A 13,167-nucleotide genomic window follows, 5' to 3' on the forward strand; every position below is an offset into this window, starting at 1 on the left:
TGGCAGCGGATACCTGTTCGCCGTCCAGCTCCTGTGATGCATACCCCAAGGACTTCTTTTCCCTTTTTATACCCAAGGCCGTTACGACCACTTCACTTAGTCCTGTGGCACTTTCCTCCAAGGTTACAGAGACATCTGTCTGCCCATTCACGGCCATTTCCGTGGTAGTAAACCCTATATAGGATACGACTAGAACAGCGTTTGGCCCATTTACATCCAAGATGAAATTTCCATCAAAATCGGATTGGGTACCATTGGTAGTACCTTTTTCCAGAACATTGGCCCCGGGCAAAGGACTGCCATCACTATCCAAAATGGTACCACTGACCTTAAAGGGCTGAAACACTTCCACCTTTTTTTCTTGTTCCTTTGTTTGGGGAAGAATATTTTTTTCAGGCTTAAGTACTATTTGTTTGTCCAGTACTTCATAGGCAATGCGCATTTCGGAAAAAATTCTATCCAGAATGGTAGTAACCAATTCTTTATCTGCGTTCACGGAGACAATTTTTTTATAATCCACCTCCTTGTCATTATACATGAATTTGAATTCTGTAAGCGACTCAATTTTGTTCAATACATTTTCGATGCTTACATTTTCAAGATTCAAAGTAATTTTGGTCTTTTGACCATAAGTTTCGTTGGCATGAATTTGAAAAAGCGAAACAATCAATAATAATAATGTAGTAAGTTTCATCTTCAAATCATATTGTAGCCGAAATCGGAATTTCCTCCCCGGCATGATCAGGTTTTTCATATTTTTGCAGTGTTTTTTAAGTGGTTAATTAATTTAATCACATTTCATCGGGAAGTGTTGGCGCACTTTCCGATTTTTTTTGTCCCAAAGCCTCAAAATATAGGTTGGGCAAATATTGTGATCTGTCTAAATTTTAGAAAGTCTATTTCATTGGCAGTAGTTTTGTTAAGTTAGTTAGTTGATAATTATTTGTCTGTCGTTGATCCTGTAATCCATTTGATAGGTTAGGTTAAAAGTCTTGAACACTTGATCTATGGTTTCAACATCAAAACTTGCCGTAAACAATTCTTCATCAAGTTTTGGATTGTTGTTTACGATCTCCACGTTATAGTGCCTTTCCAATTTTTTCACGATATTCTTAAAGGGTACATGCCTCAATATGATTTTCCCATTCAACCAATCGGTATGCATATCTATATCCGCTTCTTCTACCAGAATTTGTCTATTGTACTTATTCCATTCCGCTTTATATCCAGGTTCCAATAATGAAGCATTGGAAGAATCAAATGTATCCTGTTTATTGTAAACAGCAACCGAACCTTCCAAAAGTGTGGTATTTACAAATTCATCCTCAGGGTAGGAGGATAAATTAAATTTCGTTCCCAATACCCGAACATTTAGTTGATTTGTATTAACAATAAAGGCATGTGCCGAATCCTTGGCTACATTAAAAAAAGCTTCCCCATCCAAGAAAACCTGTCGGTTTTTTGTTTTTAGGAATTGTACCGGGTATTTGAGGGAGGTACCCGAATTAAGTGTTACCTGGGTACCATCGGATAGCATTAAATCAAATCTTTTTCCATACGGGACTTTAAGGGTATTGTATATCAACTCCTCTGTTGAAGTCCCATTATTTTTATAAATTAATTGCGACCCTTGTTGTGACCCCAAAACATTGCCCTCTGTATCTACCACCTTAGTAGCCCCACCTTCAGAGATTACCTCAATATTCCCATTTTCCAATTGTAAAATAATAGCATCTCCAGGAATAATGGGCTTCTTGGCCGAGTCAACTATGGTATCCCTAAAAATATAGCCCAGTCCTACTAGAATGGCCAAAACGGCGGCTGATTTTAAAAATATTAGGGGAAGACGAGCACTATTTCGATGGGCTGGATTTTTGGGATTCACAATATCATGAAAGAAAGGATCTAGATCTACATGCTCTTCTTCCATGGTAGTTGCCACGTATTTGGCTTTTATCTCAAAGAATCTTTTGGCGTTTTGATCCGAAGAAACAATCCAGTCCTGTACTTCCTTTTCCACTTTTGAAGTCGCAGTACCGTTTAGGTATTCATATAATTTTTGATCTAGCATCGTCCAGTGTTCTATTATATAGACGATTCAAAAAAGATTTACCCCTAGTGATGTAAAAAAATTTTATTGGGATAAAGTGATAAATTCCCTTAAATGGAATCTCATATGCCTCAGGGCACTGGCCATGTGATTATCTACCGTTTTATGTGAAATACCCATCTCGGTGGCTATTTCACTACGTTTCAAGCCCTCTAGTCGGCTCTTTTTGAAAATGTTTCTACATTTTTCCGGCAATAATTCTATTCCCTGAATAATTTTGCTTTCCAATTCATTTTCAAGTAAGAGGGAGGCCGTTTCATCATGAATAAATTTATGTTGAATTTCAGATCTTATGCGATAGTTATTATCTATGTATTTCTTTTTAATCTTTTCGTGCTTCAATTGGTCCAAGCACAAATTCTTGGTCATAGTATATAAATAACTATTTATATTGGTAACTTCTCCCAAGGAGGCCTTATTTTCCCATAATTTGAGAAAAACGTTCTGTACTATACTTTCGGCCTCTTCTTGGTAGACCAGATATCCCTTCGAAATTTTTACCAGCTTGGTATAGTAGAGTCTGAACAAGGTCTCAAAAGCACACTTCTCCCCCTTTTCCAAAAGGGAAAGAAAAAGCTCATTGTTGATATTAGGCTGACCTTTCTTCAACTTATAATTGGGTTAAAATTTCCGTCGATACCAATTCAACTACATACAGTTTCTACTTTATGTAGTACGGTCAATGTACCCCCCTAAAATTTCCTCCCCACCATCCTTCTCATATAAATTTATAGGTTATAGCATCCAATTCGTTTACCTTATCCAACAACATCCGATCCATTGACAAAACAAATTCATCCCAATTTAACAAAAAATTACAATTTAACCAAGAATCAAATTTCTTTACTATGCCTAAAAAATTTGATTTATGATTTTCCTATTATTCCGGAGGCTAATTGCCAATTTCCGCAATTTTTACAGGTCTTTTTTCCTTTAATGATTTTATGGCTGCCAGGCCAATTTGTAGGGAGCGGAGCCCATCTGTGCCATCGACCGCCATAGCATCCCCATTTTTTAGACTGCCCACATAACTAGCCATTTCTGATCTGTATGCTGCCGCATACCTTTCCAAAAAGAAATGCAGGGGCAAGGACCCTGAGATTCCCTTGTTGGTATACAAGCGATGGGAATCTTCATAATTATTGTCTGCCTGCGCCATTCCATTGGATCCGAAAACTTCTATTCTTTGGTCATAACCATAAGCAGCCTCCCTACTATTATCTATAACGGCCATAGTTCCGTCCGTATAGGTCAAGGTAACTACAGCAGTATCAATATCCCCGGCTTCGCCGATCGCTGGATCCACTAAAACGGCTCCCTTGGCATAGACCTCCTCAACTTCCTTGCCTACCACAAATCTGGCCATATCAAAATCATGTATGGTCATATCCAAAAAGAGACCTCCGGATTGTTTAATATAGCTTACCGGTGGTGCTCCTGGATCCCGACTGGTAATTTTTACCAGGTGGGGCTGCCCTACGGCACCTTCCTTTACCAAATTATGAACTTTTCTAAATTCTTTATCAAACCTTCTATTGAAGCCCAGCATTAATTTAATATTCGCTTCTTTGACCACTTTTAAGACCTCAACTACGCGTTGCATGGATAGGTCCAAAGGTTTTTCACAGAAAACGTGGATACCCGCTTTGGCCGCCATTTCAACATAATCCGCATGGGTGTCGGTTGGGGAACAGATGACCACGGAATCGAAGGGGGCAACGACCAATAGTTCCTCATATGTATTGACAATATGGGGTATCTTCCTTTCTTGAGCATATTTCCTACATTCTTCCATAGGATCCATTACGGCTACCACTTCCACATGGTCCATTTGAAGCAGGTTTTCCAAATGGATCTTTCCTATCCTTCCCAATCCCGCTACGGCGAATTTAACTTTAGACATAGATATATTTCTTTATAATTGTTTCATGAATTTTAAATGGTCTATAGCCCTAGGGATTTTATAAAGTCCCGATTGGCCTTTGCGCATATTTTGGGATTTCCCATTCCAGGTAGAATATCCTGCTCCACAACAATCCAATCGTTGTATTTCATTTCTTCCAGTAATTTTACAATGGACTGAAAATCTACCGATCCTTTTCCCAACTCACAAAACACCCCACGTTTAATGGCATCAAAATAATCCCCGTCCGCCTCCCGGGATGCCTTGGCCGATTCTGGACTATAATCCTTAAAATGGACATGCCATATTCTTTTGCCATACTTTTTTAGGGCCTTTACAGGATCACCCCCTCCAAAAGCATAATGCCCCATATCCAAACACAATCCCAACAATTCCGGATCGGTCAAGGCCATAAGCTTATCTATTTCTTCCGGCGTTTCTACATATCCTGCACAATGATGGTGGAATACTGTCCTAATACCATAGGCATCCTTCACTGCCTTGGCTATCTTTTCGGCACCTACCGCATAAACTTTCCATTGGTCTTCCGAGAGTCCCATGGCTGCGGTGATCCTACCTGCATTCTTGGTACGTTCGGGAACGGTCCCATTATCGTCCGCCAGTACAATAAAAGAATTTTCAAATCCGGCTTTGTACATAAGTTCGGCCACCTTCAATGCGGAAACAACTCCTGCATCATGATTGGCTGCTTTGGCCAAGGCAACTGGCACAAAGGCTCCCAAAAGATCCAAATGCCTTTTATCCAACTCCGCTTTTAGCAAGCTCGGGGTGGTGGGCATATAACCCCAGTCTCCCAATTCGGTACCGATATATCCTGTCTCCTTTATTTCATCCAGAACCTGTTCAAAACCGATCTCTTCGGATTTTTCTTCCAGGTCAAATTCCAAGGCGCCCCATGAGCATGGAGCATTTGCGATTTTCATCATGTTACGATCCGATTAAAATTTTCTTGACCAAATGTTCGGCCATCTTTCTATAATTACCTTGGTCTGGGTGAAGAATTCGATAGCATGTTTGCCCTGACCGTGCAGGTCGCCAAAGAAGCTATCCTTCCAACCACTAAACGGGAATTGGGCCATGGGGGCCGCCACACCTATATTGATGCCAATATTCCCGGCATCGGCCTCATTTCTAAACCTTCTGGCATTGGCGCCACTTCCAGTAAACAAACAGGCCATATTTCCATAATTGCCACTATTGACAAATTTTAGGGCATCATCTATATTTTTCATGGATATTAGACTCATCACCGGACCAAAAATTTCCGTCTTAATCAATTCCTTATCCAGGGCAACGTCCTCCAAAATGGTAGGGTTAAGAAAGTTTCCTTTCTCATAACCTGCAATGGAAGCATTTCGGCCATCCAATAGCACTTTTGCACCTTCATCCAATCCTTTTTGTATCAATCCAGTTATTCTTGCCTTGCTTTCTGGAGTAATAACAGGCCCCATATTTACCTCCCTATCAAGTCCATATCCGGTAGTTCGGGATTTAACGGTTTCGTATAGGGCATCCTTGATCTGTCTTTTTTGATCATCTACAGTGATTATTGTGGATGCGGCCAAACATCTTTGGCCTGCACATCCATATACGGAATCAGCTATGATTTTGGTAGACATTTCTATATCCGCGTCGGGCAGGATTACCACTGGGTTTTTAGCGCCCCCTTGGGCCTGGACACGTTTTCCGTTTGCCGTACCTTTGGAATAAATATATCTAGCCACAGGGGTACTACCAACAAAGCTCACCGCCTTGATCGTAGGATGTTCCAAAATAGCGTCTACAGAATCCTTACCTCCGTGCACTAGGCTAACAAGTCCCTTTGGGATATCCAACTGATCTATAAACTCAAAGATCTTCATCATGGTCAACGGCACCTTCTCGGATGGCTTCACCACAAAGGCATTGCCTGTAGCAATGGCATAGGGCAAAAACCAAAAAACAATCATACTTGGAAAGTTGAACGGAGTTATACAGGCCGCCACACCTATGGGCTGCCTTATCATCATCTCGTCTATACCCGTAGCAATATCCTCTATTACATCTCCCGCCATTAACATAGGCGTCCCACAGGCCACTTCAATATTTTCTATTGCCCTTTGAATTTCCCCAACAGACTCTCCATAAGTTTTCCCCGATTCGTTGGTGATAATTTCGGCTAGTACTTCGGTATTTTCTTCCATTAGGGACTTTAAGCGATATAGCACTTGAACCCTTTTCATAACAGGTACCTTGCTCCATTCCTTATATGCCATTGAAGCTGCCTCAACAGCCAGATCAACATCTTTCTGGGTTTCTTTCCCATAGGGAACCTTGGCCAGAACTTCCTGTGTGGCCGGATTTACAATGTCTATTGTTTCTTTGGATGTGCTTGGTATCCAAGCTCCATTGATATAATTTTTTAGAATTTCCATTTTTTAATAATTTAATAATTATGATCATCGCAGTGCTACTGGTTGTTCCAGAGCAATACATATATTAATACAGTAACGGCACACAAACCAATGGACATAGGAATGGTGTATTTCCATGCTTTTAGGTTCACTGCACCCACATCGGTAATTTCATACAAGTTGTCATTAGGATAGAAATAGGACACCGAATACATTATGGCTACATTCAGCACGAATTCTATCCCCCAGAGATGTACAAAATGGATACCGTGGCTAGTGTAGCCCCAGGTCATGAAAATATAAAAACAGAGCCCAAATATTAGGGCCACTTTAGCTCCTGTTGCGGAAACTTTTTTCATAAAGAAACCTGCCAATAAAATAGAGGCTATGGGAATAAAAAATATTCCGTTAAGCTCTTGTAGCAATTGATATAGTCCGTCCGACGCATTGGCCACCATGGGAGCCGCAAAAATAGCCGCCACCGCCAATACCGCGGAAGTCACCTTTCCAATCTTTACCAATTTGGTGTCACTGACATTTTTGGCAATATGTTTTTTATAAATGTCCATACTGAACAAGGTAGCCACCGAATTCAAGACAGAATTAAAAGTACTCAAAACCGCTCCCATGATTACGGCTGCAAAAAAGCCTATCAACCAAATTGGCAGGACTTTCTTTACTAGTTGAGGATATACGGTGTCTTGCTGATCAAAGTAGGTATCCTGAAAATAATAATAACAGATTACCCCAGGCAAAACAATTATTAAGGGAATCAGGATCTTAAAAAGCCCGGTTATCAATAGTCCCTTTTGGGCCTCCTTCAAATTTTTCGCCCCCAAGGCCCTTTGAATAATCGTTTGGTTCATACCCCAGAAATAGAGCTGATTAATGATCAAACCTGTAAACAAAACTTCGAACGGTAAAACCGAGTCCCTGGCCCCTACCACATTGAATTTCTCGGGGGCATAATCATATACCTTTACCAACCCGTCCCAGATGTTGTTATCTCCTATGGCCATCAACGCCAATACTGGTATTAACAAACCTCCCAATAAAAGTCCAAAACCATTAATGGTATCGGAATAGGCCACGGCCTTTAAACCTCCAAAGATGGCATATATAGACCCTATGACCCCAATAATAACCACTGTGATCCATAGTCCTTCGGATTTACCCACCCCTAGGGCCTCGGAAACCCCAAAGAGACTTTCAATACCAATAGCTCCGGAATACAAAACGATTGGAAGTAAAGTAACTACAAAGGAAAAGATAAGAATAGCAGCTACCATGGTTCTTGTCATCCCATCAAACCTACTTTCCAAAAACTGGGGTATGGTGGTGAGTCCCATTTTTAAATATTTGGGAACAAAGAAAATGGCAGCAATTACCAGCGCAATCGAGGAAGTAACTTCCCAGGCTATAACAATAAAACCATTGACATAGGAATTCCCGTTCATCCCTATGAGGTGTTCCGAGGAAATATTGGTCAGCAACATGGAACCTGCAATAACGATTCCGGTCAGACTTCTACCTCCTAAGAAATAACCGTCGGATGACGTTAGGTTAGTTTTTCTAAGACTGTACCAAGTAAAAAAGGCAACTCCTCCCGTAAAAATCAGGAACGACGTTAAAATAATGATGAGATCAGAGTTCATAAGGCTGGTTGGTTATGGTCTATAAATAGTATTTCTGGGTCTTTTTATTCTCCAGAGAGGTCTTCAATGAATTCTTCACGGCATCTTTCTCGGATACTTCGGCTACGGCCACATCCCACCATGCAAATCCGGGCACCGCTTTTTTTCGGTCTACCTCAATATATATTACGGTAGTTTTGTCTATAGTCTTGGCTTTTTCCAAAGCTGCCTTCAATTCCTTTACATTGGAAGCTTTAATGACATGGGCACCCATGCTTGCAGCATTGGCGGCATAATCTATGGGCAATAATCCTCCATCCAATTGGTCCGTTTCCTCATTTCTATATCGATAATATGTTCCAAAGCCCTCGCTTCCAAGGGAACTGGACAAACTTCCTATACTGGAATAGCCATCATTGTTCAAAAGAATAATGGTCATTTTCTGCTTTTCCTGGATTGCTGTCACAATCTCTTGGGACATCATAAGATAACTTCCGTCACCAACCATTACATATATCTCGCTATCAGGACGGGCCATTTTTGCCCCCAGTCCACCGGCAATTTCATATCCCATACAGGAATAACCATACTCCAGATGGAAGCCTTTCGGGTTTCGTGTACGCCATAATTTATGTAGGTCTCCAGGCAGACTACCTGCAGCACAAAGCACTATATCCTCTGGGTTGGAAAAGGAATTTACGGCTCCTATCACTTCCCCTTGAAATGCAGGAACTTCATTCTTTTCGGCATATATATCCGATACAAATTGATCCCAGCTCTTATTAAAGTTTTCCACTTTCTTCCGATAGTCGCCATTCACTTCAAAATTGGACAGTTCTTTGTCCAAGGTTTCCAAAATTGCCCTGGCATCCCCTATCAATGGCAATGCCCCATGTTTAAAGGAATCGAATTCCGTAATGTTTATATTGATAAACCGAACATTGGGGTCTTGGAAAGCTGACTTGGAGATGGTAGTAAAATCGCTATATCTGGTACCTATCCCAATGACCAGATCGGCCTCCTTCGCAATTTCTATGGCCCCAGGGGTTCCTGTTACCCCTGCTGCCCCCAAGTTCTGAGGTTCGTTATAATCCAAAGAGCCTTTTCCTGCGAAACTTTCGGCAACGGGGATTCCCGTTCTATTGACCAGTTTTTTTAATATTGCGGTTGCATCGCTATAGATAGTTCCACCTCCCGAAATGATCATTGGTCTTTTGCTTTCCCTTATTTGTTGGATTGCCCTGGACAAAAGGGTTTTATCGGGCATAGTCCTACCCACATGCCAAACGCGTTTCTGGAACATTTCCACAGGAAAATCGTAGGCTTCCGCCTGAACATCCTGCGGGATGGATAAGGTAACCGCCCCTGTTTCGGCCTGGGAAGTCAATACTCGCATTACCTCTGGCAAGGAGGTAATCAATTGTTCCGGCCTATTGATCCTGTCCCAGTATTTGGATACGGGCTTAAAGCAATCATTTACCGATATATCTTGTGTTACATTAGACTCCAACTGCTGCAATACCGGAGCTACCTGTCTGGTGGCAAATATATCCCCTGGAATCAAAAGAACTGGAATCCTATTTATAGTGGCCGCTGCAGCACCGGTAATCATATTGGTTGCACCGGGGCCTATTGAAGAGGTACAAACAAATGTCTGCAACCTATTCTTTACCCGGGCAAAAGCGGCAGCCGTATGTACCATGCCCTGTTCGTTCCTGGCCACATAATATGGAAAATCCAAGTTTTGATGCAATGCCTGTCCTATTCCTGCTACGTTCCCGTGGCCTAAAATACCCAAGCAACCAGCAAAAAATTTGTTCTGAACGCCATCGCGTTCCACATACTGGTTCTTCAGATAGGCAATTGTGGCTTGGGCCACTGTAAGTCTTTTTGTTTTCATCCGTTCTTCTTTATTTGTTTTAATAGGTCAGATGGAATGCCCTGAGAACATATCGCCCCGATTGCTATCGGGAGGCTTGATAAAGCCTTTAATGGGCATTTCATCGCTTATAAAATTAAAATCCGCCCTTTTGATTTATAAAGTCCATGGATTCTTCCAAAGTAGGCATAAAATTGGCACAACCTTTTTTGGTCACTACCTGGGCACCGCTGGCATTGCCCATTCTACAAGCCTTTTTTAAATCCCAGCCTTGAAGGACTCCGTATAAAAACCCGCTGGCGAAGGCGTCTCCCGCGCCAAGTACATTTAAAACCTCAACCGGAAATCCCGGAACGTCCTCCCTAGTACCATCCTTTTGGTAAATACTAGCCCCCTTCTCCCCACGTTTCACGATCAGGGTCTCTATGCCTGAGGAAAGCAACTGTGCAATGGATTCATCAATATCGCCCTTTATTTCGGGTGCCGAAATTTGTTGTTCCTTAATGGTCACTTGGGAGGAATCGATAAGCGTAGCGGCAAGAATCTCCTCTTCGGTACCAATGGCCATCTTTACCCGAGGAAGAATGGCCCTTACGGTTAATCCAAAAGCCCTATAATCGTGCCATTGATCTGCTCTAAAATCGAGATCCAGTACCACGTCCACATCATTTCTATTGGCTATTTCGGTGGCATAAAATGTGGCACTTCTAGTAGGTTCTATATTTAATGCAGTACCATTGATCAACAATATTTTGTAGTCCGGAACATTGGCTTTATCCACATCATCAATATCCACCTGACTATCTGCCGCATTATCCCTGTAATACACTAAAGGAAATTTATCCGGAGGCTCTATTCCCAAGACCACTGCACTACTCCTAGTGCCATTTTTTACTGGGATAGAATGGGTATTTACCCCTTCCTTGTTCAAGAAGTTCAGGATAAACTCTCCCACTTTATCATTGCCCACTGCGGTCAGTAAACTGGCATTGACTCCCAGTCTGGCACAGCCCACGGCTATGTTAAGTGGTGAACCGCCTACAAAGGCATCAAAGCCCTTAATATCATTGAATGGGGCTCCAATATCCTGGGAATAAAGATCTATACTAGACCTTCCAAACGTGATTACATCAAACTTTTTATTGCTCATTTCCAATTATTGTTTATTCATTTCCGCTGTTACCAAGGGCAATCTTTTGTCTTTTGAGGTCCAGGAATCATAAATCCATTCATGATCCGGGTCTGTGGTATTGGCCAAGCATTGGTCTGTACCGGCCAAAAAATTAAGATAGTAGCAATGAAATCCGTGTTCTGCCACCACTGGATGAAAACCCTTGGGTATCAACACCACATCATTATGTCTAGGCCTTACAATTTCATCCAAGGACCTATCCTTAGTATAGACCTGCTGAATGGCATATGCCTCCGGTTTTTGAAACTTATAGAAATACGTTTCCTCTTGGATAGGCTCCAAAACGGTTCCTACAGCGTCTACTTTACGTTCATCGTGCTTGTGGGCCGGAAAGGAACTCCAATTGCCCGAAGGGGTATATACCTCCCGAACAACTATTTTACTACAACCAAAACCTGGAGGCACCAGATCATTGAATTGCCTAGTGGCATTGTCACCTCCAAAAATAACTACCGGGGTATCTTCCGGGGTTACGAATTTTGCAGGAAAATCTTCTTCTACCTTGCACCAACCATAGCCTATATCCAAGGAATCACTCAATGATGTCAATGTAAATTTGCTATTCCGTGGAAGGTACAATGTATGGGCCACTCCACTAAAGACATCCTTTCTTCCATTTTTGGTTTCCCAATTGCCGTGATTGCTTTCCACTTTAAAGTTACCGCTCAAAAGGACGATTACCAATTCGTTATCCTTGGTTTCATGCTCCCAGATTTCACCTTTGGACATTAGCCTGGCCTCAAAATTGAGGTATTCCCAGTTGGCAGATTTGGTTGTAATCTGATGGTATATTCCTGTTTTGGATTTTGGTTTTATTTGTAAATGTGATGTATGCTCCATAATATTTTAACTTAAACGTTCATGTCGATTGCTTTGTTTGTGGCACCCAGGAGCTCAAACTTTTCCAGCATAAATTTTTCGTATTCCCTCATATAGGTTTTCCCTGGTATTACCGGATCAAAAAGTTCAGGGGTATCCCTAAAAAATTCACGGTGCACCCGAGTCCATAGCAGCCTAGTATCCGTAGCGATATTGATCTTGCACACCCCATACGCTATGGATTTCACAATCTCTTCCGGGGAAACCCCTGAGGCCCCCTCCATCAATTGGCCCCTCGCCTTGTTGATCCGTTCAATTTCTTCCTTATTAACGGCAGAGCCACCATGTAACACTATAGGGAATTCTGGCAGTCTACGTTGGATCTCCTCCAATATGGCAAACTGAATACCATCTCCACCCGAAAATTTGTAAGCTCCATGGCTGGTACCTACCGCGACTGCCAAGCTATCGCACCCGGTCAATTCCACAAACTCCTGTACCTCCGAGGGCTGGGTGTATCTGGCATGTTTTTCGTCTATGGACAAATCATCTTCCACCCCACTCAACACTCCGAGTTCGGCCTCTACAAAAATGTTTTTTTTATGAGCCTCCACCACTACGGCCTTAGTTCTTTTTACATTATCCTTAAAACTGTCGTGGGAGGCATCGATCATAACAGATTTATAATCGTTGGATCGTATGGCATCAAAAGCATGTGCCTCTATCCCATGATCCATATGAACGGCATACATCGCCTTGGGAAATATTTTCGCAGCTGCATTAATCATAGCTATGAGCATTTCCGGACCGGCATAATTCCGTGCCGCCGGTGTTATTTGTACTATAAAAGGTGCCTTGGCCTTTTCCCCTGAGCTAAAAAGTCCGAGGACCTGCTCCATGGTAAAAACATTGACAGCTGGAATGGCATACCTACCATAACAGTTCTTAAAAAATATCTCCGGTGATAAGTGCATAAAAATTCAAATATTAAAAGCGCCAAAGAATCAAACTACTATAAATAAACAATAAAAATTGCCCTTTGGAAAACAATTAATGCTAAAAAAACATGCAAAGGTTTGCATTATGTGCAAAATTCCCTTATCAATTGATTTTGGAATACATTAAGAGGTCTCATATTTTTACCGAGCAATTACGGATAGAAAAACCTTATTGCCCAACTAATGTATATTGCCCTTTAGTACAACAACATATAAAC

General features: G+C 41.7%; 11 protein-coding genes. All 11 read right to left on the bottom strand.

The genetic code is table 11. The features are described from left to right. On the bottom strand, positions 1 to 694 hold a 694-nt coding region (locus B9Y87_RS14080), incomplete at its 3' end, for a carboxypeptidase-like regulatory domain-containing protein (RefSeq protein ID WP_217807524.1). 234 nt (positions 695 to 928) lie between these two features. Beyond that, positions 929 to 2,071 (bottom strand): FecR family protein, encoded by a 1,143-nt coding sequence (locus B9Y87_RS14085; RefSeq protein WP_085499626.1) that lies wholly within the window; start codon positions 2,069 to 2,071, stop codon positions 929 to 931. 63 nt (positions 2,072 to 2,134) lie between these two features. Next, a complete protein-coding gene (locus B9Y87_RS14090) occupies positions 2,135 to 2,719 on the bottom strand; it encodes an RNA polymerase sigma-70 factor (RefSeq protein ID WP_139827243.1) in 585 nt (194 codons plus the stop codon). Positions 2,720 to 3,002: 283 nt separating this feature from the next. Further along, complete coding sequence (gene iolG, locus B9Y87_RS14095) at positions 3,003 to 4,013, bottom strand: inositol 2-dehydrogenase (protein WP_085499627.1); 1,011 nt, start codon at positions 4,011 to 4,013, stop codon at positions 3,003 to 3,005. Positions 4,014 to 4,054: 41 nt separating this feature from the next. Next, on the bottom strand, positions 4,055 to 4,960 hold the full coding sequence (locus tag B9Y87_RS14100) for a sugar phosphate isomerase/epimerase family protein (RefSeq protein WP_085499628.1): 906 nt from the start codon (positions 4,958 to 4,960) through the stop codon (positions 4,055 to 4,057). A 12-nt stretch (positions 4,961 to 4,972) separates the two neighbouring features. Further along, positions 4,973 to 6,448 (bottom strand): CoA-acylating methylmalonate-semialdehyde dehydrogenase, encoded by a 1,476-nt coding sequence (locus B9Y87_RS14105; protein ID WP_085499629.1) that lies wholly within the window; start codon positions 6,446 to 6,448, stop codon positions 4,973 to 4,975. A gap of 35 nt (positions 6,449 to 6,483) precedes the next feature. Beyond that, positions 6,484 to 8,082, bottom strand: a complete 1,599-nt coding sequence (locus tag B9Y87_RS14110; protein WP_085499630.1) for a solute:sodium symporter family transporter — start codon at positions 8,080 to 8,082, stop codon at positions 6,484 to 6,486. A 19-nt stretch (positions 8,083 to 8,101) separates the two neighbouring features. After that, a complete protein-coding gene (gene iolD / locus B9Y87_RS14115) occupies positions 8,102 to 9,961 on the bottom strand; it encodes a 3D-(3,5/4)-trihydroxycyclohexane-1,2-dione acylhydrolase (decyclizing) (RefSeq protein WP_085499631.1) in 1,860 nt (619 codons plus the stop codon). A gap of 115 nt (positions 9,962 to 10,076) precedes the next feature. Further along, complete coding sequence (iolC, locus tag B9Y87_RS14120) at positions 10,077 to 11,090, bottom strand: 5-dehydro-2-deoxygluconokinase (RefSeq protein WP_085499632.1); 1,014 nt, start codon at positions 11,088 to 11,090, stop codon at positions 10,077 to 10,079. A gap of 6 nt (positions 11,091 to 11,096) precedes the next feature. Then, on the bottom strand, positions 11,097 to 11,972 hold the full coding sequence (gene iolB / locus B9Y87_RS14125) for a 5-deoxy-glucuronate isomerase (RefSeq protein WP_085499633.1): 876 nt from the start codon (positions 11,970 to 11,972) through the stop codon (positions 11,097 to 11,099). An 11-nt stretch (positions 11,973 to 11,983) separates the two neighbouring features. Further along, positions 11,984 to 12,925, bottom strand: coding sequence for a class II fructose-bisphosphate aldolase (locus tag B9Y87_RS14130; protein ID WP_085499634.1), 942 nt, complete (start codon positions 12,923 to 12,925; stop codon positions 11,984 to 11,986). Between the last annotated feature and the right edge of the window lie 242 nt (positions 12,926 to 13,167).

Source organism: Arenibacter troitsensis, assembly GCF_900177645.1.
GTDB lineage: Bacteria > Bacteroidota > Bacteroidia > Flavobacteriales > Flavobacteriaceae > Arenibacter > Arenibacter troitsensis.